Genomic DNA, 25,383 nt, shown 5'->3' on the forward strand with positions numbered 1-25,383 from the left:
TCCTTTTTGTCTGGGGAATATCCCTTGTTCGTCCGGGTGGAGAAGGCCGGCGGCACTCCCCCGGTGATCCCGAATCAACCCCAACGTTCGGGCGAGATGCCAGTGGCCTCCCTCGCCATGTTGTCCGGGCGGTTCGGCAGATCGAATTCGATGTTCCGCGTGTTGAGGCTCCCGAAATACTTGCGGACGGCCGGAGGGAGACCGGCCACCTTTTCCGGATCGCGCTCCGGAACGTCGTCGATGGGCCCCGCCCAAGTGGGGCGGTAGGCGATGGCCAGCATGCGGCGAACCCGGTCGCTGTAGTTGGGAAAGTTGGCGTGAAACACTTTCTGGTTGATGATCACCGCCGAGCCGGCGCGGCAGGTCACCATCACCTCGGCACTGTGGGACAGGTAGCGGTTGTAGGGGTTGGCGTCGCGATGCAGCGACAAATGAGAGCGTGGGATCACCTTGAATGGGGAACACTCCGGGGTCAGGTCGTCCAGGTAGTAGAGGACGCGGACCAGGCACGGCGAGCTGGCCTGGACCCCGAATATCTTGGAGCCGTAGGGCTGGGAATCGGTATGAATGGCGATTCCCGGGTGGCCGGGCCTGGACTCGGCATATTGGCAGGAGGTGCAGATCAACTCGTCTCCGAAGAGCTCTCTGACGAACTCCACCGTGGCCGGCAGGCCGATCACCGAGGTGGCCCGGGGCGAGTCGGTCCACTGGAGATCGGGGCAACCCCGCTGATGGGGGCTGTAATCGACTGCCGTGGTGGGCACCCTGGAGGTTTCCTCCCGGATCTCCTCCATCAGTTCCTTGCTCAGCAGATCCGGAATGACGACGAAACCCTCCAACTCGATGGACCGAAACTGTTCGGCCCGGGTCAACCCGTACCAATGGCTTTCCGGGATCCGGTTCGCCCGCTCCAGACTGTCTCGACTGTTGGTGAATGAAGTGTCCATTTCTCTAACTATCCTCTCTTCGTTCTTCCCGGCCTGATTCTATAGCTGTCGGGGCAAGTCCGGTACATTTCACGCGAAAAACCGCGGCGTCCCGCGCCCAAAGCCCTGGTCGGCCCCCCAGCGCCGGGGCGAAATGCCCGGGGCAGCTCTGGCCATGTTGTCCGGACGGTTCGGAAAATCGAACCTGATCTTCCTGGTGTTGAGGCTCCTGAAGTATTTGCGGACGGCCGCGGGGAGGCCGGACACCTTGTCCGGGTCGCGTTCGGGAACCACGTCGATGGGACCCGCCCAAGCGGGCCGGTAGGCGATGGCCAGCATGCGGCGGATCCGGTCGCTGTGGTTGGGGAAATTGCCGTGAAACACCTTCTGGTTGATGATCACCGCCGAGCCGGCGCGGCAGGTCACCATCAGCTCATGGCCGTGGGAAAGGTAGCGGTTGTAGGGGTTGGCGTCGCTGTGCAGCGACACGTGGGAGCGCGGAATCACCTTGAAGGGGGAGCACTCCGGAGTCAGGTCGTCCAGGTAGTAGAGGACGCGGACCAGGCAGGGCGAACTGGTCAGGACTCCGGACGACTGGTTCCCGTAGGGCTGGGCATCGGTGTGAATGGAGATTCCCGGGTGGCCCGGCCTGGATTCGGCGTAAGTGCACGAGGTGCAGATCAGTTCGTCGCCCAAGAGCTCTTCCAGGAGTTCGACCGCGGCCGGCAGCGCGACGACCGAGGTGGCGTGTGGTGAGTCGGTCCACTGCACATCGGGAAAGTACCGTTGATGCTCGCTGTAGTCGACCGCCGTCGTGGGGAGCCTGGAAGTCTCCTCGCGGATCTCCTCCACCAGTTCCTTGCTCAGCAGATCAGGAATGACGACGAAACCCTCCAGCTCGATGGAACGAAACTGCCCGGCCCGGGTCAGACCGGTCCAATGGCTCTCCCGGACGCGTTTCGCCCGCTCCAGGCTTTCCCGGCTGTTGGTGAAAGAGGTGTCCATTGCTCTACGAGTCCTGACTCGGATCAGCTCCAGCGGTCGGTCGAAATGCCCGCGGCATGCCTCGCCATGTTGTCCGGACGGTTCGGCAGATCGAACCTGATTTTCCTCGTGTTGAGGCTCCTGAAGTATTTTCGGACGGTTGGAGGAAGGCCGGCCACCTTCTCCGGATCCCGCTCCGGAACGTCGCCTATGGGACCCGCCCAAGCGGGCCGGTAGGCAATGGCCAGCATGCGGCGGACCCGGTCGCTGTAGTTGGGGAAATTGCCGTGAAACACTTTCTGGTTGATGATCACCGCCGAGCCGGAGCGGCAGGTCACCATCAACTCATCGTCGTGGGAGAGGTATTTGGTGTACGGGTTGGCGTCGCTGTGCAGCGACAGGTGGGAGCGCGGAATCACCTTGAAGGGGGAACGCTCCGGAGTCAGGTCGTCCAGGTAGTAGAGGACGCGGACCAGGCAGGGGGAGCTGGACTGGACTCCGAAGATCTGGGACCCGTAGGGCTGGGCGTCGGTGTGAATGGCGATTCCCGGGTGGCCCGGCCCGGACTCGACGTACGAGCAGGAAGTGCAGATCAGCTCGTCGCCCAAGAGTTCTTCCAGGAACTCCACCGTGGCCGGCAGGGAAATCACCGAGACGGCATGGGGCGAGCCGGTCCACTGCACATCGGAAATGTATCGCTGGTGCTCGCTGTAGTCGACCGATGTGGTGGGAAGCTTGGAGGTCTCCTCGCGGATCTTCTCCATGAGTTCCTCGTCCAGCAGATTCGGAATCACGACGAAACCCTCCAACTCGAGGGAACGAAACTGCCGCGCCCGGGTCAGACCGGTCCAATGGCTCTCCGGGACGCGGTTCGCCCGCTCCAGGCTTTCCCGGCTGTTGGTGAACGAAGTGTCCATTGGACCCGCAGTTCCCGCCCGCCCGACATCCGGCGGTTCAAGGATCATTGCTCCGATCCGCGAACGCCTCCACGACGTTGGCGGCCTCCATTTTGCCAACGGGAAGCCGCGCCTGGCAATCTCCCCGCCGATACTCGCCGGATCCGCGGCTGACAGCAGGGACCCCATCCTTTACAATCCGCCGCTGGAGAAAGTACCGCCGTGCCCCTAGTCCAAGCCGAAACCTTGCGCCGGATCGGCCACCAGTTGTTCGAGGCCGCCGGATGCGATCCCGAAGACGCCCGGGTCGTGACCCATCACCTGGTGGAGTCGAACCTCTTCGGCCACGACTCCCACGGGGTCATCCGCTACCCCGAATACATGGACGCCATCCGGACGGGGCGTTTCCAGGCCAAGGCCCAACCCAGGGTGGTGCGGGACCATCCCTCCTGCGCGGTGGTGGACGCCGCCGGCGCGCTGGGTCAGGTGGGCGCCGCCTTCGCCACCCGCCTGGCCATGGACAAGGCTTCCCGCCATGGAGTGGCCGCGGTGGCGCTGCGGAACACGAGCCACGTGGGCCGGGTCGGGGCCTACCCGCTGATGGTGGGACGGGCCGGAATGATCGGCCAGGCCTTTGTCAACGGGGGCCGCTTCGGGAATCAGATCGCTCCCTTCGGCGGCATCGACGCGCGTCTCACCACCGATCCTCTGGCCTTCGCGGCGCCCCGGCGGGACGCGGAGCCCATCTTCCTGGACATGACCACGTCGGTGGCCGCCGAGGGCAAGGTGCGGGTCGCTTCCTACGCCGGTAAAAAGGTGCCGGAAGGATGGCTCATCGATCACGATGGGCGCCCGACCACCGATCCCGACAGTTTTCGCGCCACGCCGAAAGGCGCCATCCTGCCCCTGGGAGGAATCGCCTCTCACAAGGGCTACGGCATGAGCCTCATGGTGGAGCTTCTGGCCGGGACCTTGAGCGGCCAGGGCTGTTGTGTCGGAGAGTCCGAGATGGTCAGCAACGGCATGCTCCTGGCGGTCCACCGGATCGATCACTTCATCGACCCGGAGGACTACTACCGGGAGGTGGAGGCGCTGATCCGGTACGTCCGGTCGAGTCCTCCCGCGCCCGGCTTCAAGGAGATCCTGCTTCCGGGGGAGCCAGAGCTCCGGTCGGCCAGCCGAAGAGAAGCGGATGGAATCGACCTCGACGACAAGACCTGGTCCCTCATCGGCGCGGATCTGGAAAGCTTCGGCTTGCCCGTTCCGCCGGCCGGCTAGCACTTGTCTCAGGAAAGGAATGCCCCTTTGCCCAGATTTTCCCCACAGGCTCTGAGGGAACTCGGCTATCGGCTCTTCCAGGCCGCGGGTTGCCGTTCGGAGGATGCCCGGGCCGTGGTGGACCACCTGGTGGAGTCGAGCCTCTTCGGCCACGATTCCCATGGAGCCATCCGCTTCTACGAGTACGCCCAAGGGATTCGCGACGGCCGCTTCAATCCCGCCGCCCGTCCCAAGGTGGTCCGGGAGCGCCCCTGCTCGGCGGTGGTGGACGGAGGAGGCGCCCTGGGACAGGTGGGCGCCGCCTTCGCGACTCGCATCGCCATGGACAAGGCTCGTGACCATGGCATGGCGACGGTCACGCTGCGCAACACCTGCCACATCGGCCGGGTGGGCGCCTATCCGTTGATGGCCGCCCGGGCCGGCTTCATGGCCCAGCTCTTCGCCAACGCCGGCCACCTGGGGGCTCAGGTGATTCCCTTCGGGGGCCGGGAAGGGCGGCTGTCCACCAATCCGATGGCCTTCGCTGCACCCCGCCGCGGCCACGAACCGCTGCTGTTGGACATGACCACCTCGGTGGTGGCCGAAGGGAAGGTCCGCGTGGCCATCAACCGCGGCGAGTCCATCCCCGAGGGTTGGGCCGTAGACGCCCAGGGCCGTTCCACCACCGATCCGAGGCAGGTCAAATCCGATCCGCCCGGGGCGCTCCTGCCTCTGGGTGGGGTGGTGGCTCACAAGGGCTACGGCCTATCCATGATGGTGGAAGTCATGGGAGGAGCCGTGGGCGGGGAGGGCTGCGCGGCCGGCGCCCCCCCGTTCGTCAGCAACGGAGTGCTCCTGACCGTCTACCACATCGAGCACTTCACCGGCCTGGAGACCTACTACGACGAACTGGACGCCATGATCGCCCACGTTCGGACCAGCCGCCTGGCTCCCGGGTTCCAGGGGATCCTGCTTCCCGGCGAGCCCGAATTCCGGAGCGCCCGGAGGCGGGAGGCGGAAGGCATCGAGGTGGATGACGAAACCTGGGGTCAGATCCGCCGGCAGATGGAGTATTTCGGGGTCGGAGATTAGGAGCTTCCCCACCGGCCCATGCCCGGCGAAATGCCGTTGGAAAAAGGACGGGAGCGGAGCGGCGACTTTCCTGCCGCGGCTCCTGAACATCGGCGGTTGGGAAACCGCCGCCCCCCTGAAGATCGGCGGTTAGGAAACCGCCGCCCCTATGCCTTGGCCAGGGCCGGCTCCCGGTGATCCATCGGCACCGGCTCGCCTTCGATGGTCACGTCGGGCAGGGCGAAGCTCTCTTCGATCCCGGTAGCGACCTTCTCCAGCCGAACCGCGCTCACCTTGTACTCGGGACAACCGGTGAATTCGTCCTTGGCGTCTCCCACCAGGATGTTGGTGCGGGTCTCGGGATAGTGGAAGGTCATGAAGACGGTGCCCACGTTGCTGGCCTTGGTGATCTCGGCCTTGACCCGGACCCGTCCCCGGCGGGAGATCACGTCCACCAATTCCCCTTCCTCGATGCCCAGGGTCCGGGCGTCGCGGGGATGGATCCGCACTGTCTCTTCCCGGGCCTTGTCCAGCTTGCTCACGGCGGTACGGCGGGTCTGGGTGCCCACGTTGTAGTGGAAGAGCATGCGGCCGGTGGTGAGATAGAAGGGGAACTCGTCGTCGGGCAGCTCTCCCGGTTCCTGCCAGGGTGTGACCGTCAACTGCGCCTTGCCGCGCAGGAAGTCCCCTCCCTCATGGACGATCTCCGTTCCCGGATGGTTCTCGTCCCAGCAGGGCCACTGGAGGAAGCCCTCCTTCTCCAGCCGGTCGTAGCGGACGCCGCCCCACTTGGGAGTGAGCCGGGCGATCTCGTCCATGATCCGGCTGGGGTCGATGGAGGTCCCCGGTCCGTCGTCGAAACCCAGGTCGAACCCCATGCGGCGGGCCACCGTGTTGACCACGTCGCCGTCGGCCAGGAGGCTGCCGGGCGGCGGCGCCACTTTGCGCACGCACTGGATCCGGCGGTCGGAGTTGGTGAAGGTGCCGTCCTTTTCCAGGAACGTGGAGCCGGGCAGCACCACGTCGGCGTACTTGGCCGTCTCGCACATGAAGATGTCCTGCACCACCAGGAAGTCCAGCTTCTCCAGGGCTCCCACCACATGGGCCGTGTCCGGGTCCGACTGGGCGATGTCTTCGGCCAGCACGTACATGGCCTTGAGAGTGCCTTCGTGGGCCGCGTCGAACATGTCGGGGATGCGCAAACCGGCGTTGTCCGGCATGGAACAACCCCAGACCGCCTCGTGCTCGGCCCGCGCCTGGGGATCGGTGGTCTGGCGGTAGTCGCTGAAGACGTTGGGCAGCGCGCCCATGTCGGATGCGCCCTGCACGTTGTTCTGTCCCCGGATGGGACAGGTTCCTGTGCCCGGCCGCCCGATGTTTCCGGTCATGACCGCCATGTTGATCATGCCGAAGACGGCGTTGGAGCCGTGTCCGGCCTCGGTCACTCCCAGACCCCACAGGATCTGGCTGGCGCCGCTGGCCGCATACATCCGGGCCGCCTTGCGAATCAGGCCGGGCTCCACCCCGCTGATCTCGCCGGCCCACTCGGGCGTGCAGGATGCCAACTCGGCCCGGAGTTCGTCGAATCCTTCGCTGTACCGGTCGATGAAGTCCTGGTCGATGAGCCCTTCCGTGAGCAGGACGTGCTGCATGGCGTTGATCACGGCCACGTTGGAGCCGGGCTTCAACGGCAAGTGCAGGTCGGACCATCTCGCCAGTTCCGTGTTCCGGGGGTCCAGGACGATGAGCTGGCAACCCTTGAGGACGGCCTGTTTCATCCGGGCCCCGAAGACCGGATGGGCCTCGGTGGGGTTGGCGCCCACGATCATGAGCAGCTTCGACTTCTCCACATCCTGGAAGCTGTTGGTCCCGGCCCCCGTCCCCAACGCGGCGCCCAGAGCGAAGGCGGAGGGGGAGTGGCAGACTCGTGAGCAGTTGTCCACGGAGTTGGTCCGCATGATGGTGCGGGTGAACTTCTGGGTCAGGAAATTCTCTTCGTTGGTGCAGCGGGAGGAACTGATGAAGGCGAACCCTTCCGGGCCGTACCGTTCCCGGACCTCCAGCAGATTGCTGGCGATCAGGTCGAAGGCCTCGTCCCAGGAGGCCTCGCGGAAGTTGCCTTCGCCGTCCTTGATCAGGGGAACCCGCAGCCGGTCCTTGCTCTTCCCGAACTGATGGGCGAACCGCCCCTTGACGCAGGTGTGGCCCAGATTCGCGCTCCCCTCGGGATTCGGCTCGATGTTGACGATCTCGCCGTCCTTCATGTTCACGTTCAGCGAACAGCCGACCCCGCAGTAGCTGCAGGTGGTGGTGACGGTCTCGTCAGGCAGGCCGTGGGCCCGGGTCTGGGTCTCCTCCAGTGCGGCCACGGGACACTCGAACACACACTGGCCGCAACTGACGCAGTCGGCCTCCTCGAACCCGGTGTCGTTCCCCGCGATGACCTGGACGTCGTACCCGCGGCCGGACATTCCCAGGATGAAGGAACCCTGGATCTCGTCGCAGGCCCGCACGCACCGGGCGCAGCCGATGCACTTGTCCATCTCCAGCTTGATGAAGGGATGGGTGTTGTCCATGGGGGGTGTGTGCGTGCGCGGGTTCTCGTAGCGAGGAGTGCGCAGACCCACGTCCTGAGCCAGGGACTGGAGCTCGCAACGCCCGTTGGCGGTGCAGTCCAGGCATTCCAGCGGATGGTCCGAGACGATCAGCTCGGTGATGTTGCGACGCAGACGGGTGAGCAGGGGCGACCGGGTGGTGTAGACGCCGCCTTCCCGAACCTGCGTGTGACACGACGCGACCGGTTTCCCTCCATCCTGTTCCACCAGGCAGGTCCGGCAGGCGCCGAACGGCTCCATGCGATCGGAGTAGCAGAGCGTGGGAACGGTGCTCCCAATGGGCTTCATGGCCTCCAGGATGGTCGCTCCGCGCGGGACCATGACGGACTGCCCATCGATGGTCGCGGATACGTGCCCATTCCGGGAGCCGTGCCCGTTCTGTTGGCTCATAAGCGAGTTCCTATACCGTACCCACCAGTTTACTACGTTTTAGCGGGAATCTTCTACGCGCTCCGGTACTTGTCGATTTCTTCCGGAAAGAACTCCGGGAGGGGGGACATTCCTGTCCCCCTCTTCATAGCCGACCCGGAACCGGACTATTTCCTCGTTCATCTGCGGTGCCGATCGATCTCATCGGGAAAGAACTCCATCAAATTCTCGATGGGAATGGGGATCATTCCGCCCAAAGCGCAGAGGCTGCCGTATTTCATGGTCTCGCACAATTCCGAGAGCAACCGCAGTTTGTCGTCGGTCACGCCGGAGCCGTCGGGGTCCAGGAACTGGTCGAACATTTCGGTGCCCCGCACGGCGCCGATGCGGCAGGGGAAGCACTTCCCGCAGCTTTCCACGGCGCAGAAGGCCATCAGGGCGCGGCCGATCTCCACCAGGTCGTCCCTTTGGGAATAGACCACCACCCCGGCATGCCCCAGGATGCCGCCGGCTTCGGCCATGGTCTCGAACGCCAGGGGGGTGTCCAGCTTGCTCTCGGGCAGGATGCCTCCCAAGGGTCCTCCCACCTGGACCGCCTTGAAGACCTCTCCGGGCGCCAATCCTCCAGCCCGGCGGAAGATCAGGTCCCGCAGGGTGACGCCCAACTCGATCTCGTAGAGCCCCGGACGCCGGACCCGGGTGTTGAGGCTCACCAGCTTGGTCCCCCGGGATTTCCCATGTCCGAAAGCGGCATAGGCCTCCCCGCCGTGTTCGATGATCCAGGGGAGGTTGTGCAGCGTCTCGACGTTGTTCACTGCAGTGGGGCAGCCGTAGAGCCCCTTCTCGGCCGGGAATGGGGGTTTGAAGCTGACGATGGCCGGGACCCCTTCGATGGACCGGAGCAGCGAGGTCTCCTCGCCGCAGATATAGGCCCCCTGACCCTTGACGATCCGCACCTGGCACGAGAAATCGCTTCCCAATAGGTTTGATCCCACGAGGCCGGCTCCTTCGGCCTCGGCGATCGCCTGGCGCATGACTCGAAGCAGGCGGGGGTACTCGAAGCGGATGTAGAGGATGACCTCCTGGGCGCCGCACGAGTACGCGGCCAGCAGCGCGCCTTCCAACTGGGTGTGGGGATCGCGCTCCATCAGTTCCTTGTCGATATAGGAGCCCGCGTCCCCTTCGTCGCAATTGACCACCACGAACTTGCGGCCGTCGGCCGAAGCGGACCGTGACACCGTTTCCAACTTGATGCCCGACGGAAAACCGGCTCCCCCGCGTCCGCGAAGCTGGCTGGCCTTGATCTCGTCGATCACCTGTTGGGGACTCATGGACGCCAGAGCCTTCTCCAGGGAACCGTAGGCTCCAGCCTCGCGGGCGCCCCGGAGAGACGCGACGTCGCGGTCGAACCGCCTGAGCAGGATGCACGGTTCCCCGTCACGCGGCATGTGGATCGGGTTGTTGGGTTCGTTCAGTCCATGCGAAGCGCCGGACCGGGCGTACTCCAGCACCGATTCGAGCGCTCCTTCGCCGGCCATGCTGACCGGCTCATTGTCCAGCATGACGTTGGGTCCCAAGCCGCAATAGCCGAGACAGGTGACGTGCTCCACCCGCACCCCGTTGGCGCCGACGCCCCCGGGAGCGTCGAGGCCGCAGGCTTCAAGAAGCTTTTCCTCGCAGGAAACGAAGCCGGCGACGCGGCAAGCCTCGCCGTTGCAGACCTTGACGACGCGTTCGGCCGGCCGGTCGTGGGTGAGCTCCTCGTAGAACTTGGCCGTGGCGCGGATCTGCTGCGGAGGGAGATGGTGCTGCCGCGCCAGACGGTCGATGTCCCGATCGCCGATGTAGCCCTGCCGCTCGTGAAGCTTCGAAAGCTCGTCGTAGACGGTCTGTCCATGGCCCAGAAACTTGTTCTGGAGGGCGATCAGGTTCTCGCTCATGGGGCAATCCCTCCCGGCGTCAGGTTAGCAGAGCCATCCCGCCGCTGCCGGTGTCGGCGCCTCCCGAGAGCTGTCCGGTCTCGGGATCGATGACGATGGCATGAACCAGTCCCATCCCGCCGTGACTCAGGGGCAGCCGCTCGATGGGATGGTTCCGGCGGACCTGGGCGCAGACGAATTCGGGGATCCGGGCCTGGCAGCGGATCAGGTCTCCCTGGCAGTCGAAGCGGGGAGCCAGCACGGCGTCGCTGGCGCTCATCTCGAAATCCAGGATGTTGACCAGGACCTGGAGGACGGAAGTGATGATTCGAGTCGCGCCGGGAGCGCCGATCACCACCACCGGACGATCCCCCTTGTAGACCAGGGTCGGCGTCATTCCCGTGGTTCGCCCCTTGCCCGGCGCGATGGAGTTGGGATGCCCGGCCAGGGGGTGAAAGTTGATCATGGAGTTGTTGTACATGAAGCCCAGTCCCGGCGTGATCACTCCGGACGACATCCCCAGGGAATGGGTCAGAGAGACGCAGTTTCCCTCGGAGTCCACCACGCTGACCTGGGTCGTGTCGGGCGGTTCCGGTGCCATGGGCTCCACGGTGATGGCGCCGCCCTCCTCGATGGTGCGGCGCCAGTGGGTGGCGCGTTCCTTGGAGGTCATCCAGTCCAGGGGAACGTCCACGAAATCCGGATCGGCCAGATGCAGGCTCCGGTCGGCGAAGGCGGCCTTCATGGCCATGGCGACGCGCTCGATATAGGCCGGGGAGTTGTGCCGCAGGCTGGAAAGGTCCCAGCCTTCCAGGATGTTCAGAATGGCCGCCAGAGTCGGTCCTCCGTGGGGAGATTGGGAACTGACGACCCGATATCCCCGATAGCTTCCCACCACGGGTTCCGGATCCCGGAGCCGGTAGTCCGCCAGATCGCCGGCGGTCACGTAGCTGCCGTTGGCCGCGAGGTCGGCGCATATGGTCTCCGCCAATTCCCCGCGATAGAAATCTTCGGGTCCGGCTTCGGCCAAGTGCTCGAGGGTCGAGGCGTAGTCGGGGTTGGCGACCCGATCCCCGACCTCGCGGGGAAGTCCCTCCTCGTTGAGATAGATCCGGCTCGCCTCGGCATTGCCCCGGACGTAGTCCATCAGGCAGGAAGCTTCGGGGTAGGCCGGCCTGGCCCTCCATCCGTCGGCCAGGGATTTGTCCACCAGGAACCCCTCCCGGGCGATTCTGGCCGCCGGCTCCAGGACTGCCTTCCAGGAAAGGGTTCCCCAGCGCTCCAGCATGGCGGCGAATCCCTTGACCGCTCCGGGGACGCAGACCGACTGGTAACCCAGGTCGTTGACCTTGTCCTTCAGGAAGAAGCCCCAGCCGTCGGGGTTGGGTCCCAGGATCGCCTTCTCCCACATGGCGGGAGAGACCTTCGACCCCGCCAGAGCGGGGGCATCCAGGACCCGTCCGTTCCCGCCGGAATCGCCGGCGAGGTGGAGGGTCGTAATGATGTAGCCACCGATCCCGCACATGTGGGGGCTCGCGACCGACTGCACCAGGGCGCAGGTGACGGCGGCGTCCACGGCGTTGCCGCCCGCCATCAGGACCTTGGCCCCCTCTTCCACGGCTACGGGCTGGGGAGCGACGATCATTCCGGGCATGGGCGACCTTCCTGTCAGATTCTAACTCTATTCAGCACTATGGTTTGCCCGCCATCTTCCGTTTCCCGGTCTTTTTGGCGAGCCAATCGGAAAATGCCGATGAACCCCGGTCACAATGCCTGAAACGATCATGCAAGTCGAGTCGTGGCGGTCCACCGGGAGAGAATGTTTGGACGTCGAACTTGTAGCGCGACCGTTGTATCCTGACGAGTGTCCACGTCCGCAACAACTATAGGAACCAGGTAAATGACATCTATGATGACAACAAAACTTTCGATGGACACGAAACTCCTGGGACGGATTGAGAAACGCGCTCAGCAACTCGGTACAACACGATCCGCGTTTACCCGGGAGGCCTTGCGGGCCGCGTTGGACCGCTACGACGAAGCGGAATCGGAAGCGCAGCACCGAGCCGGTTATCGTCGGCTTCCGACCATCCCGGGAGAGTTTTTGGTTCCGGAAGAGGACTTCGTTCGGGGCGATCGTGCATGGAGTGATTGACTATGCACCGTGGTGAGATCCGATGTTGTCGAACCGGGCAGCGTTACTGGCGAGACATCTGTCGGCTGCCGTATCATCGTTGAGCAGCCATGCGGGAGATTGTCTTCGTCGTCGAGGAAGCCCCAGAGAGCGGATTCACTGCGCGTGCCTTGGGTGTTTCGATTTTTACTGAAGCCGACACGCTTCCGGAGCTTCACGCAGCGATGCGGGATGCTGTCCGGTGTCACTTTGAAGAGCGCGATCGACCGAAAGTTATTCGGCTACATTAACAAAGTCCGCTATTCGCTCCCCACCACATAGACGGCGTAAAGGCGAGCGTCTTCCGGGTAAATTCCTTCCCAATTCACGCGGACGCGGATTGGCCCGTCCACGCCTGCCAGTTGGTCCTTGCCGCGCCACGTCACCCGTTGCCGCAGGCCCGGTTCCTGCAGCGCAATCGAGGCGTCTCCCGAATAACCGGGCAACGGCCGGAGCCGGTGGTCCAGGACCTCGACCCGGAGCTGGCTCTTCTCCGACAGCCCGGAGGCGTTGACGTAGATCTCCGCTTGCGGGGAATCCAATTCGATCGGCGTGGAGAGGAAATGGGCGCCTTCCGTCCGGGGCGCCGCGGCGAAATATCCCAGCCGGTCCCGGCCCCAGGTGGCCAGACGGACTCCCGAGGGACTCTCCGGGTTGAACGCGACCCAGATGCTGTACCAGAAGAGGGTCCGGTCGCCGATGTTCTCGAACCCCTGACCCTGGAGCAGCCGCGGTTCGGCGCCGTCCGGTTCCTCGTAGGAGGGAAGGATCTTGAAGTCGGGGATCGGCTCCTTGAAGTGGATGGCGTCGGGGCTCACCACCAGGCCCAGGTCGCAGGTGGAGTAGCGCCGGTCGTTGGTCTGGTTGTCGTATTGGCCGTAAAAACCAATGATCACGTTGCCCCGGTTCCAGAGGCTGGCCCCCATGTGCACCTGTGCGCCGCGATGGATCTCGAAGTTGTCGAGGGGACGCGGCGGGAGGGGATTCCTCCGGAAGCTGAGGTGGGCCGCTTCGCTCCAGTGGTCGAAGTCGTGGGAGATGTAAGTGACCATCTTTCGACCCCGGGCCTTGGGGACGGGGTGGGGGATCGGTCCCCCCTGTCCGTTCAGGTAGTAGAAGCCGTTGAACCGGATCAGGCCGCCCGTCTCCATGCCGCTGCCCTTGATGATGGGGTTGTTGGGAGAATCGGTCCAGCTCAGCCCGTCCGGGCTGTACGCTGCCATGATGGCTCGCGGGTGCTCCTCCCGGACCATCTTGAAGCGCCGGCCGGGGTCGGGGTCTTCCGGCTCATGGAGTACCAGGACGAAGACCCCCTTCATGGGGTCCTTGCCGTTTGACAGCACCAGGTTGTTCCGCCGGTTCCCGTTGTACTCGACGAGTCCCAGGTCCGGCTTGTCCCAGCGGACGCCGTCCCGGGAGACGGCATAGAGGACCTGCCGTTTCCGGTCCTTGTCCCAACCGGAGTACCACATGCGGTACTCCCCATCGATCTTCAGGACGGTGCCGTAGTAGTAGACCCGCGGGTGGTCCGGGTCTCCCGGCTTGCCCGGAGGGACGACCGGTTTGCTGGGGTGCAGGGGATCGGTTCCGTGCCCCGTATTGACCGCGCTTTTCTTGCCCGGGACCAGTTCTAGCACCAAACCCTTGCTGAACGGGACGCTGTAGTCGTCAAACGGGAAAAGGACCGTTTCCTTGCCGGCGCCGGCGCTCGGCTGCAGAGACAGGCCGAGACCGATGAGAACAGCCAAAATCATGCGAAGAGTCATGTTTGGGACCTCCCTGATCACGCAGCGCCAAGTTGTCGAACCTGGCGCCCGAAAACGAACTTTCCAGATATAATCGGAAGCATACAAGGATACGGTTCCCGTCGGCGAATTTCGCGCCCCGAGGCATCGGGGAGTTTCGGACCCGAGTGAAAAATGTCCCTACGATTCCGGGACGCCGCCATCATCGTCTTGACCGGTTTGCTCCTGGGTTGCGGCTCTTCGCGGATCAAGAAGTTGCCGGTTCCACAGGAGAAAGTGATCGAGGCCTACCGTCTCATGGGAGAGGCGGACGAGATGATGAAGGAAGGGAAGGACCATCTGGCGGTGCTGAAATACGTCGAGGCGACGACGCTGAATCCGTATCACGAGGCCATCTTCAACAAGTTGGCCATCGCCTATTGCCGGACCGGGCGGTACTGGCAGGGAAGGAAAGCCGCCGAGCGCTCCGTCCGGCTCCACCCGGGATACGCCTCCGGCCACAACACGTTGGGAATCGTCTCCCTTTCGAATCGAAAATACAAACAGGCGGCCGCCTACTTCCAGGAGGCCATCGATCTGGATGCGCGGCCGTCCTACTACGTCAACCTGGGATATGCCGAAATGATGCGGAACCGCTACGAAGCGTCCCGCGAAGCCTACCTCCAGGCCGCCCTCCTGGACCCGGAAGTCTTCAAGAAATCGAGCGTATCCCGCCTGACCTATCCGGACCCCATGGGAGTGGACTCGGAGACGAACTACAATCTGGCCCGCCTCTTCGCCGAAATGGGGGACGAGCCCCAATGCCTGAAGTACCTGGGGAAAGCGTTGTCGGCTGGATTCACCGACCAGGAGCGGCTGGCGGCGGATGAGTCCTTCGACAAACTGCGTCAAAGTCAGGACTTCATCGACCTCTTGAGCCTTTACGGACTGACGGCCGCCGGCAAGGGTTCCGGCTGACCATCAGAGCACCGTAACCGGAAGATCCCACCTTCCAGCTATGCTTTGCTCCGAAAGATAGCTGCGTCTATATTGTTGTGCTTCAGTCGGCAAGAAGATCCAGAGAAGGAGAATCGATGAGCCTCAAGAGCTTCTTTGACGAGAACGGTTACGTCACCGTGGACAACGTCTTCACTCCTGCGGAAATGGACGAACTCATGGTCCGGATCGACGGCATGGAAAGAAGGGAGATTCCATACCCCGAAAGCGACATCAAGTGGGAGCCGGCCAATCCTTCCGCGCTCCGCAACGCCTTCGGGTTGCTGCATCGAGACCCGGTCTTCCGGTCCGTCGCCACGCATCCCAAGCTGGCCGCGGTCGTCGAGCAGATCCTGGGTCCCGACCTGGACATCTACGCCGACGGACTCTTTGCCAAACCGGCGCTGGACGGGGGCCTGGTCCCGCCCCACCAGGACATGTACTACTGGAGTTTCCAGCCCTTCGAGATGCTCACCGCCTGGATCGCGTTGGAGGATGCGACCCGCGAGAACGGATGCCTCACCGTGATCCCCGGGAGCCACAAGTTGGGCCTCCTGGACCACGAGCATTCCAACGTGCCCGGGAATACGTGGAAGCTGACCCAGGAGGCTCTGAGCCATCTGGGGGACGAGATTCCGGTGGAGCTGAGCAAGGGGAGCGTTGGATTCCACCACTGCCTGACCTATCACCGGAGCGAGCCCAACCGGAGTCCGCATTCCCGGCGCGCCTACACCGTGATCTTCATGACCGGCGAATCCCGCTGGGTGGGAGAGGAGGACTACCGGTACCCCTTCCTTCACGTTCAGGGCAAACCGTCCCCGGCCTACGAGGCCATGAAGCACGTCCTGGTGGACCGGTAAGCCGGGAACGCGTGCCGGGTCCGACCACGCACCCACGAGCGGAGGCATACTCGTTCCTTCGGAATTCATGGACGGTCTCTTTCCTCGGAGTGGATATATCCGGACTTACCTGGAGCGTGACGTCGCCCTGTTCGGGCCCCGCCTCCCCGCGGAGACGCTGGAGCGCCTTTGGATCATGCTGGCCCACAGCCAGGGAGGCCTGTTGAATGCTTCCCGGTTGGCTTCGTCATTGGGTGTCAGCGTGCAAACCGTAAATCGCTATATCGGACTCTTGACCGATCTGCTGCTGGTGCGGCGCCTGGCTCCTTTGCACGCCGATGTCGGGAAAAGGCTGGTGAAATCGCCGAAGATCTACATACGCGACAGCGGCCTGCTGCACGCTCTGCTCGGCATTGGCGATTTCAATGCGCTGGCCGGCCATCCTGTGGCCGGCGCCAGTTGGGAAGGGTATGTGATCGAGAATCTGCTCGCAGCCGCCCCGGAACGGACGACGGCCAGTTTTTACCGCACTTCCGCCGGCGCCGAGGTCGATCTCGTGCTTCAGTTGCCGAACGGCGAACTGTGGGCGATCGAGATCAAGCGGGGTCGCGCCCCGAGACCGGACCGCGGCTTTTACAACGCCCGCGCGGACCTGCGGCCTGACCATGCGTTCGTCGCGTATTCCGGGGACGAACGCTTCCCGATCAGCGAAGGCGTTGAGGCGATCGGCGTCTTCGAACTGGCGATGTTGCTTCAGAACGGATGACAAGCAGGGAGCGGGTGATCATGATGGAAAGCGACCGGGTCACCACCAGCAAGCAGGCGGCAGTCACCATCAGTTGCGCGTCGGCGCGCATCGTGTTGACCAGCGTGATCATCAGCGCGGGCCGAACTACAGTGACCTGTCCCGGATCGTGACGGACTGATCGGAAGGAATCGCAAACGATAGGGACACAATAGGTTAGCGTACATCGCACTGAGCGCTGTATCACTTCAGATTCCCGCTTCCGTGCTGGAATCCATGCGGTTGCATCAGAAGTCACCGGACTTAGCCGTTCGGTCAGGCCGTGGGATTGGCCTCGTGCCGGTTCGCCCCCAAGTGTGACACCCGGCAGATTCCACAAGTCGCTGGCGGCCTTTCGGTTGCGCCACGGCCAGCGGAGCGCGAATGCCGATCCGCGCTCCCCGTCCCCACCGTCCCCGCGCCCGCCGCCCACCGCGCTCAAGTCGCCCTTCTCGGATAGCGGCGCCCGTTCAGCTGTTTCCCGATGAACGTCGGTCGTACGAAGTAGTGGTAGGTCACCAGGATCAGGCCGGTCGCCATGATCGCGACGAGCGCGAGCTTGACGATCCCCGGAAGCGGCACGTTTGCCAGAACAAGGGGCAGCAGCATGACGAGCGGCACGTGCACGATGTAGATCCAGTACGAGGCGTCCGCCAGGTACCGCCAGCGCGGGCTCGGCCTGTCCATGTAGCGCAGGAACAGGCCGATCAGGCTATACGCCATGAACCACATGGAAAGCGCGAGGAAGACGACCGCCGGCAGGTGCCCATCGCCAGCTTCCGGGCACGTCCTGTCCGGCCTGGGGGGGCAACCGATCTCGAAGAAGTGCCGGTATACGAAGAAGCACAGGATGCCGCCGGCGAGGAGAGCCCATGCGGGGCGCTTGAAGCCCTCCAGCGTCTGCCGTCTGCGAAACAGCAGCCAGCCGAATACGAAGAACAGGGCGTAGAGTGCCAACTGGCGCGGGGCGGGAAACGGGCCGGCGTAGTAGTCGATGGCCCACGACTCCATCCGGTACAGCAGGAGGCCCGCGGCCAGAATCAGCACCGCGATGCCTCCACGGTGCACCCAGCGCTCGAAGAGGTCCATCGCACGGGCGCGCACGCCCGCGGGAATCCGGCCGGCGAGCGCGCTCAGTGCGCTCGCGGCCACGCACAGGATCATCAGGTGGTAGAGGAACCACAGATGCAGGAACAGGTGGTCAAGGGCCCTGGACGAGGTCAGTTCCGGAAGACTGTAGGTAGCGTTTGGCGGGGTGGCGCTGAAGCGGGCCGCGAACGGCACGATGAAGAACATCGTGACCGCAAGGAGGGGCCATGCCGCCAGGAACGGAACCCCGATCCGGCTCCATCGGTGCCGGAGGAATTCTCGAGTTCCGCGTGTCTTGAGCAGGTACGCCGCAAAGAATCCCGCAATCGCGAAGAAGACCGGCAGGTTGAATACGCGGATGAAGATCACCACCCAGTAGGCGAGCATGTCGGCCTGGGGATCCCGGTATGGCCACTCGAAGAAGACCGTGGGCACGTAGCTGACCGCCGCGTGGCGAACCAAGCCGAGCATCATCATGGACGCGCGCAGCTGGTCGAGGGAGTGATACCGGGGAAGTTTCGCCTGTGGCTGTGTGCCGGTCACCAGGACTTTATGCCGTCGTCGGGACGTCGTGTGTCCGTCGGTGCAGGATGCGGATGCTGAAACGGACGGGCTGCATGGTCGGGAACGACCTCACGCGCAGCACATGGTCGGGCGCGAGCGGCTCCAGCACGAGCTCCCTCAGGATCGTAGCCATGGTGAGCGCGAGCTGAACCGGGACGAGACCGGCGCCGAGACATCGGTGGGTGCCGGCCCCGAAGGGAGCATAGGCGCCGCGCTGCCGGTGTTCGCCGCGAGTCTGCGTGAAGCGGTCGATGTCGAAGCGCTCCGGACCGGGGAAGTACTCTTCGAGCGTGTGCCCGACCGCCGTACCGATCATGACCTGCGTGCCCGCGCGAACCCTGTGACCTGCGAACTCAAACGAGTTGGCGGTCGTCCGAAGTACGGCGGGCGAAACCGGATGGAGCCGCAGGGTTTCCATCGCTACGCGGCGCGTGACATCGAGCCTCTTCAAGCCCACGGCGCTCACGCTGCCCTGATCGAACAGGGCGTCCGCCTCGGCGGTGATGCGCTCCATGAGCTGCGGCCGCTTGAGCACGTTGTAGATCATGAACGAGCATGTGCTCGCTGTGGTGTCCAGTCCGACCATGTAGGGTGCGAGCACCGTCAGGGGCAGGTTGGTCTCGGGAAGAAGCTGCGGATCGGCGTCGCGCAGCTCCAGCATCAGGTCGATGAAGTCCGGCCTCGTTCTACGCGGACCCACCCTGCGCTTGTGTGCGAGGACTGCCCGGGCCAGCTCGCGGCCTCGCTCGCGTGCGTCGCGGAATCGCGGGAGCTTCATGACGTGCGGAGTCGTCGAAGCGCCCAGTAGCAGCCCGCCGAGGAGCGTGGACAGCTCGCGCGTGTAGCCCTGCGGCGAATAGTCGGCCATCATGTGACCCATCTGCTCGGCGATCACGTTCTGGAACGCCGGCAACGCCTCGAACGGCTTCCCCAACGGCCACTTGCCGATCTCGTCGCGCGTGATGTCGACGACCTCTTGTGACCGGTCCCTGATGACCCGGACTGCGTATCCCTTAGCCTGGGCCCTCCGCGTGGTGACGTGATCGATCCCGTCCATGGTCAGGATCGAGCGTGACGAGTCCATCAGGTTGTGGAAACTCGCCATGGGCTCGAGCGATCGGAACACGATCTTTCCGTGCGAGGTGAGGAAATTGGTCGCTTCCGGCCCTGCCATGCACACGAACCGGCGCGAGGGAGCGCGTATCCTGAAGATCGGGCCCAATTCGCGGTACTGGCGGGAAAGGAAGGCGACCAGTCCCTTCCGCATGGCCAGGCCGTTGCCCAGCAGGGGAAGCCCCGGCACCACCGGAATTTCTTTCGGTCGCCGAGGCTCCGGACGTGGTTCATCGGGCGCCTCGAGTCCTTCGATCGCCAGGCTCATCGTCCGGCCGATCAGATCGATATTCTTCAGCAGATCGATGCGATCCTGGACCTGCACCCGCTCCTCCGATGACAGGATCGTGCGGAATACGCCGCAGACGTTTGCGAGGGCAATGAGCGCGATGTCCGGCGGGTCGGGAATATCATTGTTGAACAAGATCCGCATGATCCGCAGCTTGGCTTCCTCGACCGGCCGCACGTCAACGGCGGGATAGCGCCGCGACCGCGACACCGACGGGGCGAGGAACACGAGCCCGTCCGCCTCGGATCTCAGGATGCCGCGCTCAATCAGGCGAGCCAGCGCGGCGCGTCGGATCTGGTCAGCCTGCCCAGCGATCCGTCCGAGCCAATAGCCCGTGTCGCGCGGCTGGACGTCACTTGCGATCTCGGCGAGCGTGGGATCGAGGATGTCGTCGCCGAACGGCGTGGGATCCACGAGCACCAGGCGCTTGAGATCGGTGTCGATGCGGTCCTGGAGCGCGAGATCCATCAGCACGGCTCCGGCGAGCGCCAGGTCGAGTGAGCGGGGGGGCAGGCTGGCGGCCAAATCTCCCCGCTCCTCGTCCAGGACGAGAACCAGGATTTCCTCCGCGAACCTCAGCATCGTGTGCCCCCACCCGCAGGGACCCTCGATGAACCGGTCGTATGGCAGGGGCCGAAGTGCCTCAAGAAGATGGTCATTGGCACCTCGTACATCTTGCAAGACAAGATATCACGATACCGAAACCCATAGGCGCGGAGTTGTGAAAATATGGCGATCAGGAAGTGGGGGCTGTCCCAATCATAGTTGGAGGTTGAGGTGGCTCCCGGGCATTTCATGCTACGATGCGAACTGCTCGATCCTCGCCTTGCCATCCTTTTCGCTCAGCTTCCATGCCGCCCGCAGAACCGGCCGCGCCTGGTCGTGCAGCGTCTTCGGCAAGTGGCCAGGAACGTTGCGCATCTTGTGGATCCGGCAGCGCTGCACCCGGCGCGCCTCCCCTTTTTTTGTCAGGATTGTGCCGGCCGCCAACAAGAATGAGGACACTGCCATGAGAGTACGTATCGTGCTGACCAGTTTGATCATCAGCCTTGCCAACGGCACCAGTGCCGTGGCCAGCTATGCCATCTACGTGGGGAAGAACCTGACCCGAGACGGCAGTGTCTTCCTCGGGGGATACGGCGACGAGCCGTCCAGCCATTGGTTGGAGATCGTGCCTCGCCGGACGCATCCCCCCGGATCCACTCTGACGGTGGGAGCGACTCCGGAATCCCGTTATCCCGGCGAACTCATTCAGATCCCGCAGGCGCCCATCACGTTTCGCTACCTGACCATGAACTATTCCTACTTCGCGGGTTTCCCGGCGCCCCTCACCAACGGCGGCCTGAACGAGCATGGCGTCGCCGCCCGGGACGTGTCGTCGGGCTCCCGGATCGAGCTGCGGGAGATGACGCCCAATCCACAGCGCGGGCCGAACTACAGCGACCTGTCCCGGATCGTGATGGAACGGGCCCGCAGCGCGCGCGAGGCCGTCCGGATCGTGGGCGACCTGATCGGCGAGTACGGCTTCTCCACCTACGGAGGCAACTCCCACTTGTTCGCCGACGCCGACGAGGGATGGATCCTGATCAACTTCGCGGGCGGTCAGGGCCTCTGGATCGCCGAGCGATTGGGACCGGACGACATCCGGGTTTCTCGTGGGGGCTACATCCATGAGGTGCCGCTCAACTACCGGGAGCATCCCGGCTTCATGGGATCCGCGAATCTGATTTCATTCGCCGTGGAACGGGGCTGGTTCGACCCGGACTCGGGAGAACCCTTTCACGTGGGAAAGGTGTACGGACATTCGGCCGAAAAGGCCGCAGCGGTCCAGATGATCGAGGATCGCCTGCGGGCCCGGGCCGGCCGAATCGGACTGCCGGACATGATCGAGGTGGTCAGGACTCCGGAACTGACTCGCGATTCCGCCGGTTACGGTCAGGTGGCCCACCTGCGGAAAGGACTCCACCAGGAGTTGGAGACCTTGTGGGTGGCGCCGGCCCCTCCGGTAGCGGCGCCGTTCGTCCCCTACCGTATCGGCGTGCGGGACGTGCCGCCCGAATTCAAGAGGCACCGCTACCTCACCGCAGGCGAGGCCACCCGCCACATCAGGGACCATCACATGGGGCCGGAATCGACGCGGTACGCGTTCCGCGCCTGCAAGCGCCTGTTCTATCTGGCCAAATCGCACGAGGAGAAATTCCTGCCGGAGGTCGTGGAAGCCTTGACCGCCTTCGAGTCCCGGCTGATCGACGAGCAGGCCGCGGTGGAGGGAATCGCGCTGGCGCTCTTGCAGGCCGGTGAACGGGTTCTGGCCCAGGATGCCCTCACCTACTACAGCCGGACCGAAGCTCTGAATGGCCTCAGATTGGTGGAAGCCTTGTCCGAGGGTCTTGAGGCGCGCACCAAGGTGCTGTTCGGAATCCGCTCGGCGGATCCCTGAAAGCCCTGACATGTTCGTCGATGGTCTGCGAACACCGCCTCTTTCGGCAATGCGCCCCGCCAACCCTTTCGCCGCAGCCGTCCCTTCGTTCCGAGGCCGTAGACCGGAAACCGCCTTTCGGCATGCCGGGCCGCCGGCGGGGGGAATCCTCGACCTGTGGCGCCGCCGCGCACGCCTCGTATCGTTTGTGATCACTCTCTTCGCCCCGGCCCATGCCGGCGAGCCGGATGGCGGCCCCGTTCTACAATTCGGCGATCGAAAGCAGCTCCTGGTGGACGATCACGTCATTGCCGGGAAGCATCTCCTGGCGCGCCGGCTCGGGCGTCCCGTCAAGGCGAATGGCGGCCGCCCGGTCATCGTCGACGACACGCCTTGGGAAGACTTCGGTGTGCCGATCGTCGGTTCCGTGCTGCGGGAGGACGGCCGGTTCCGCATCTGGTACCGGGCCGCCGGCTCCGGCCAGGATTCGGCGACCTACTGCTATGCCGAATCCCGGGACGGCGTCCGCTGGGTCAAGCCCCGGCTCGGACTCGTGGAATTCGACGGCAGCCGGGCCAACAGCATCTATCAGATCGGCCGTCCCCAGGTGTACTGCCCCTTTCCGGATCCCAACGAGAAGGACCCGCGCCACAAGTACAAGTCGGCCGTCGGAGCCGCGAAGGGATACGGCGCCACCACCGCCCTGGCCTATTCTCCCGACGGTCTTCGCTGGAGCTACTACGACCAGGGCCGGCCCATCACCGGGCGGGCCGCCGACACCATCAACCAGGTGCTCTGGGATCCGTATGCGAGGGTCTACCGCCTCTACACCCGTACCGACTATGGAACGGGAGGAGGGCAGGGAGAAATCCGGGGAACCCGGGACATGGTGAACTCACAGGTGGATCTCCGCAATCGACCTGGAGACTGGACAACCGTGCGCGAGTGGTGTCTGGGGCGGGAGAACGGCAGAAGGGACTACGAGTGGACCCGCCAGATCTACAGCTTGAACGGATGGATCTACGAGGGTGTCCAATTCGGGTTGATCTGGTCGCTGGAAAGGCCGGGCGGAAGCGAGGAGATGGACTTCTATCTGGCCACCACTCGCCGGCATGACCCCTGGAACCTGGAGTGGGTGTACCGCGACCAGCCGTTCCTGCCCCGCGGTCCCGAGGGAAGCTTCGACGCCAAGTGGATCCAGCCGGCCCCCAACGTCGTCACCTGGAAGGACCGGCACTGGTTCTACTATGTCGGCCGTCCCCTTTCCCACAGCGGACAGGGCAACTCCCCGGCGCCCACCGGCATCGGACTGGCCACGGTCCCGCTGGACCGGTTCGTTTCGTTGACGGCATCCCACCGAATGGGCTGGGCCGTCACCCGGCCGTTTCGGGTCGAGGGCAGCGATTTGGGGGTCAATCTGGCAGCTCCGAACGGTGAACTCGCAGTCGAGGTGCTGGATGCCGAAGGTGAGCCCATCCCCGGTTTTTCCCGCGGGGAGTCCCTCGTCCTGCGGCAGGTCGACGAGCTGCGGGCGAAGGTGCGCTGGAAGAGTCGGCAGGACCTCAGCCCACTGCTGGGCAGAGTCGTGAAATTGCGTTTCTGGCTCCGTCAGGGAAGTCTCTACGCGTTTCGCATTCGCGGGGATTGAATGCTCCGAAGCCGGGGGAAGACGCCATGATGATGAAGGCAGATGAAGGGGACAGTCCCGTTTTCACTCGCCGCTTCCCACACGTCGGCCAATTGTCGATCGCATCAGCGTCCAATCGATATTTAATGATCGTCTGATCGATAATCTTACCGTGGCGGAGCGAGCCGCAATGAGCGCGCCGACGGAGTTGAGTCCGGCCGCGGCGCCGGGTTTCGTCACGGCCTGGGGACCCCCGCCGCGATGATTTCGACGTTGATTTGGCGGTCCCACGAAAGGATCTCCTCATCGACAAATTTGATTCTCTTTCCGGAAAAGTCTCGCCGAAGAGGGTGGCGCCTCAGGGAGCGTGGCCACTACAATCGCCGTGCCGCCGGCGGTCTGCACGATTCTGAATCGCTTACGCCAGCGGTATTGGATCGAACCTGGAATCTGGAGGAATTGGAAATGCAGAGACGCAGATTTCTTGGCTACGCTCTGCCTTCGGTGGCGGCAGCGGGAAGCTTGGGACGGGAGGCACCGGGGGGCGGCGAACCGCTGGGATCGAGCAGCGGCGTCCTTCCACCGAGACCCGGACCCAGTTCCATCCGGGAAGGATCGCTGGTGATGGGAGCCATCTCCGGCCACGGCCATGCGGGAGGGCACGTGCGGGTCCTGGACCAACTTCCCGAGGTGGGCAAGATCCATGTCTGCGCCGCCACCGATCTGGCCGACGTGGAAAAACTCGCCTCCGAATCCTCCAAGGTGGCCACGAAATCCGCCGATCTGGGCAAATTCCTGGCGAGAGACGACCTGGACGCGGTGACGGTCTGCGCGCGTCCCGACCAGGCGCCCGGCATTCTGGAGCAGGTCGTCTCAGCCGGTCTGCCGGTCCTTTACGACAAACCGGCGACCACCCATTCCTCCCACCTCCGCCGGGTGGCGGAAGTGGCGGAAGAGAAGGGTGTGACGGCCGGCGCCATGCTGCAGTGGCGCTACAATCCCATGGTCATGGACTTCAAGCGGGCCCTGGACGACGGAGCCTTGGGCCGCGTCATGACCATCGAGGCCAAGCTCCTGAACGGTCTGGTGGAATACCGGGACACCTCCAGCTACATCTTCGATCCCAAGACCGCCGGCAGCGGAATCATGTCCTGGTTGGGGTGCCACTGCCTGGACCTGGTGCTGTACCTGATGCAGGAGCGGGTGGTCGAAGTCATGGCGCTGGTGGGCAACCTGAATCCGGAGCAGATTCCCGTTGAAGACACGGGTTTGCTCTTGCTGAGCTTCGAGAGCGGCAAGATGGGAACGTTCCAGGCCGGATATCACTTGAAGGGGAGCCGGGCCGTCTACGACTTCTACGTCGGCATGCGGGGAACGGAAGGGTATTCCATTTTGCCGCTGGTGGAGCCGGTGGAGCACGGGACGACGAATGCCGCCGTTGCGGGCGGAACCTACACCCTCTACAGCGAGGCCCGGCATTGGGTCAGCGGCCGCCGTCACCGCAAGACCTACATGATTCCCCAGACGCCGGGCTACGGCGGCATCATGGCCGAAGAACTCTTTCGCGACTTCCTGGAGGCGTCCCGAACCGGGGCCCCGGCGCCTTCGCCGATTCAGGACAACGTCCACATGCTGGAGATCATCGAAGCGGCGAAGGAGTCGTCGGCCACCCGCCGGGCCGTGCGAATTCCGGCCTGATGATCATTTGACACGGTTCAAGAGCCGGAGG

The 25,383-nt window shown here is 64.2% G+C and carries 19 protein-coding genes and 1 pseudogene; 10 read left to right on the plus strand and 10 right to left on the minus strand.

The window, feature by feature from the left end; translation table 11 throughout:
• Positions 1–74 precede the first annotated feature (74 nt).
• The 3 genes from OXT71_04735 to OXT71_04745 all read right to left on the minus strand — a co-directional run bounded on the left by OXT71_04735 (position 75) and on the right by OXT71_04745 (position 2,827).
• A complete protein-coding gene (locus OXT71_04735; GenBank protein ID MDE2925688.1) occupies positions 75–947 on the minus strand; it encodes a phytanoyl-CoA dioxygenase family protein in 873 nt (290 codons plus the stop codon).
• 69 nt (positions 948–1,016) lie between these two features.
• The gene (locus OXT71_04740; GenBank protein ID MDE2925689.1) at positions 1,017–1,931 is read right to left on the minus strand and encodes a phytanoyl-CoA dioxygenase family protein; all 915 of its coding nucleotides are present in this window, start codon (positions 1,929–1,931) and stop codon (positions 1,017–1,019) included.
• A gap of 23 nt (positions 1,932–1,954) precedes the next feature.
• Positions 1,955–2,827: a phytanoyl-CoA dioxygenase family protein gene (locus tag OXT71_04745; GenBank protein ID MDE2925690.1), complete on the minus strand. Its 873-nt coding sequence runs from the start codon at positions 2,825–2,827 to the stop codon at positions 1,955–1,957.
• 201 nt (positions 2,828–3,028) lie between these two features.
• Between OXT71_04745 and OXT71_04750 the strand changes: the two genes are divergently transcribed.
• Both OXT71_04750 and OXT71_04755 read left to right on the plus strand, forming a co-directional pair.
• Positions 3,029–4,084, plus strand: a complete 1,056-nt coding sequence (locus OXT71_04750) for an Ldh family oxidoreductase (GenBank protein MDE2925691.1) — start codon at positions 3,029–3,031, stop codon at positions 4,082–4,084.
• Between the two features lie 27 nt (positions 4,085–4,111).
• The gene (locus tag OXT71_04755; protein MDE2925692.1) at positions 4,112–5,155 is read left to right on the plus strand and encodes an Ldh family oxidoreductase; all 1,044 of its coding nucleotides are present in this window, start codon (positions 4,112–4,114) and stop codon (positions 5,153–5,155) included.
• A gap of 146 nt (positions 5,156–5,301) precedes the next feature.
• Here OXT71_04755 and fdhF read toward each other — a convergent pair whose 3' ends face one another.
• From fdhF to OXT71_04770, 3 genes are all read right to left on the minus strand, one after another.
• Positions 5,302–8,139 (minus strand): formate dehydrogenase subunit alpha, encoded by a 2,838-nt coding sequence (fdhF, locus tag OXT71_04760; GenBank protein MDE2925693.1) that lies wholly within the window; start codon positions 8,137–8,139, stop codon positions 5,302–5,304.
• A 158-nt stretch (positions 8,140–8,297) separates the two neighbouring features.
• Positions 8,298–10,058 (minus strand): NAD(P)H-dependent oxidoreductase subunit E, encoded by a 1,761-nt coding sequence (locus OXT71_04765; GenBank protein ID MDE2925694.1) that lies wholly within the window; start codon positions 10,056–10,058, stop codon positions 8,298–8,300.
• Positions 10,059–10,077: 19 nt separating this feature from the next.
• A complete protein-coding gene (locus tag OXT71_04770; protein MDE2925695.1) occupies positions 10,078–11,691 on the minus strand; it encodes a gamma-glutamyltransferase family protein in 1,614 nt (537 codons plus the stop codon).
• A gap of 590 nt (positions 11,692–12,281) precedes the next feature.
• Here OXT71_04770 and OXT71_04775 point away from each other — a divergent pair.
• Positions 12,282–12,461, plus strand: a complete 180-nt coding sequence (locus tag OXT71_04775; GenBank protein ID MDE2925696.1) for a 2-oxoisovalerate dehydrogenase — start codon at positions 12,282–12,284, stop codon at positions 12,459–12,461.
• 9 nt (positions 12,462–12,470) lie between these two features.
• Here OXT71_04775 and OXT71_04780 read toward each other — a convergent pair whose 3' ends face one another.
• Complete coding sequence (locus OXT71_04780; GenBank protein ID MDE2925697.1) at positions 12,471–13,976, minus strand: hypothetical protein; 1,506 nt, start codon at positions 13,974–13,976, stop codon at positions 12,471–12,473.
• A gap of 153 nt (positions 13,977–14,129) precedes the next feature.
• On the opposite strand from OXT71_04780, the gene OXT71_04785 reads away from it, so the two are divergent.
• The 4 genes and pseudogenes from OXT71_04785 to OXT71_04800 all read left to right on the plus strand — a co-directional run bounded on the left by OXT71_04785 (position 14,130) and on the right by OXT71_04800 (position 16,687).
• On the plus strand, positions 14,130–14,912 hold the full coding sequence (locus tag OXT71_04785) for a tetratricopeptide repeat protein (GenBank protein ID MDE2925698.1): 783 nt from the start codon (positions 14,130–14,132) through the stop codon (positions 14,910–14,912).
• A gap of 116 nt (positions 14,913–15,028) precedes the next feature.
• Positions 15,029–15,790 carry a phytanoyl-CoA dioxygenase family protein gene (locus tag OXT71_04790; protein MDE2925699.1) on the plus strand — a complete coding sequence of 254 codons (762 nt, stop codon included), beginning with the start codon at positions 15,029–15,031 and terminating at the stop codon, positions 15,788–15,790.
• 94 nt (positions 15,791–15,884) lie between these two features.
• A pseudogene (locus OXT71_04795) lies at positions 15,885–16,535 on the plus strand (DUF4143 domain-containing protein).
• A gap of 20 nt (positions 16,536–16,555) precedes the next feature.
• On the plus strand, positions 16,556–16,687 hold the full coding sequence (locus OXT71_04800) for a hypothetical protein (GenBank protein ID MDE2925700.1): 132 nt from the start codon (positions 16,556–16,558) through the stop codon (positions 16,685–16,687).
• Between the two features lie 304 nt (positions 16,688–16,991).
• Here the strand turns inward: OXT71_04800 and OXT71_04805 are convergent, their stop codons facing one another.
• The 3 genes from OXT71_04805 to OXT71_04815 all read right to left on the minus strand — a co-directional run bounded on the left by OXT71_04805 (position 16,992) and on the right by OXT71_04815 (position 20,652).
• Positions 16,992–18,185, minus strand: a complete 1,194-nt coding sequence (locus OXT71_04805) for an acyltransferase family protein (protein MDE2925701.1) — start codon at positions 18,183–18,185, stop codon at positions 16,992–16,994.
• A gap of 7 nt (positions 18,186–18,192) precedes the next feature.
• Complete coding sequence (locus OXT71_04810; protein ID MDE2925702.1) at positions 18,193–20,190, minus strand: cytochrome P450; 1,998 nt, start codon at positions 20,188–20,190, stop codon at positions 18,193–18,195.
• Between the two features lie 216 nt (positions 20,191–20,406).
• Entirely contained in the window at positions 20,407–20,652 is a 246-nt protein-coding gene (locus tag OXT71_04815; GenBank protein ID MDE2925703.1) for a hypothetical protein, read from the minus strand.
• Between OXT71_04815 and OXT71_04820 the strand changes: the two genes are divergently transcribed.
• From OXT71_04820 to OXT71_04830, 3 genes are all read left to right on the plus strand, one after another.
• Complete coding sequence (locus tag OXT71_04820) at positions 20,618–22,048, plus strand: C69 family dipeptidase (GenBank protein ID MDE2925704.1); 1,431 nt, start codon at positions 20,618–20,620, stop codon at positions 22,046–22,048. The two genes, OXT71_04815 and OXT71_04820, sit on opposite strands and share 35 nt — an antisense overlap.
• 187 nt (positions 22,049–22,235) lie before the next feature.
• Complete coding sequence (locus OXT71_04825) at positions 22,236–23,675, plus strand: hypothetical protein (protein ID MDE2925705.1); 1,440 nt, start codon at positions 22,236–22,238, stop codon at positions 23,673–23,675.
• A 444-nt stretch (positions 23,676–24,119) separates the two neighbouring features.
• Entirely contained in the window at positions 24,120–25,352 is a 1,233-nt protein-coding gene (locus tag OXT71_04830; GenBank protein MDE2925706.1) for a Gfo/Idh/MocA family oxidoreductase, read from the plus strand.
• The last annotated feature ends 31 nt before the right edge of the window (positions 25,353–25,383 follow it).

The sequence above is a fragment of the Acidobacteriota bacterium genome (assembly GCA_028874215.1).
GTDB lineage: Bacteria > Acidobacteriota > UBA6911 > RPQK01 > JAJDTT01 > JAJDTT01.

Excerpts from the sequence above, each read along its gene's own strand:
- OXT71_04735 (MDE2925688.1), bottom strand. The coding sequence starts at position 947 with ATGGACACTTCATTCACCAACAGTCGAGACAGTCTGGAGCGGGCGAAC.
- OXT71_04740 (MDE2925689.1), bottom strand. The coding sequence starts at position 1,931 with ATGGACACCTCTTTCACCAACAGCCGGGAAAGCCTGGAGCGGGCGAAA.
- OXT71_04745 (MDE2925690.1), bottom strand. The coding sequence starts at position 2,827 with ATGGACACTTCGTTCACCAACAGCCGGGAAAGCCTGGAGCGGGCGAAC.
- fdhF (MDE2925693.1), bottom strand. The coding sequence starts at position 8,139 with ATGAGCCAACAGAACGGGCACGGCTCCCGGAATGGGCACGTATCCGCG.
- OXT71_04765 (MDE2925694.1), bottom strand. The coding sequence starts at position 10,058 with ATGAGCGAGAACCTGATCGCCCTCCAGAACAAGTTTCTGGGCCATGGA.
- OXT71_04770 (MDE2925695.1), bottom strand. The coding sequence starts at position 11,691 with ATGCCCGGAATGATCGTCGCTCCCCAGCCCGTAGCCGTGGAAGAGGGG.
- OXT71_04775 (MDE2925696.1), top strand. The coding sequence starts at position 12,282 with ATGCGGGAGATTGTCTTCGTCGTCGAGGAAGCCCCAGAGAGCGGATTC.
- OXT71_04780 (MDE2925697.1), bottom strand. The coding sequence starts at position 13,976 with ATGACTCTTCGCATGATTTTGGCTGTTCTCATCGGTCTCGGCCTGTCT.
- OXT71_04785 (MDE2925698.1), top strand. The coding sequence starts at position 14,130 with ATGTCCCTACGATTCCGGGACGCCGCCATCATCGTCTTGACCGGTTTG.
- OXT71_04790 (MDE2925699.1), top strand. The coding sequence starts at position 15,029 with ATGAGCCTCAAGAGCTTCTTTGACGAGAACGGTTACGTCACCGTGGAC.
- OXT71_04800 (MDE2925700.1), top strand. The coding sequence starts at position 16,556 with ATGATGGAAAGCGACCGGGTCACCACCAGCAAGCAGGCGGCAGTCACC.
- OXT71_04810 (MDE2925702.1), bottom strand. The coding sequence starts at position 20,190 with ATGCTGAGGTTCGCGGAGGAAATCCTGGTTCTCGTCCTGGACGAGGAG.
- OXT71_04820 (MDE2925704.1), top strand. The coding sequence starts at position 20,618 with ATGAGAGTACGTATCGTGCTGACCAGTTTGATCATCAGCCTTGCCAAC.
- OXT71_04815 (MDE2925703.1), bottom strand. The coding sequence starts at position 20,652 with ATGATCAAACTGGTCAGCACGATACGTACTCTCATGGCAGTGTCCTCA.
- OXT71_04830 (MDE2925706.1), top strand. The coding sequence starts at position 24,120 with ATGCAGAGACGCAGATTTCTTGGCTACGCTCTGCCTTCGGTGGCGGCA.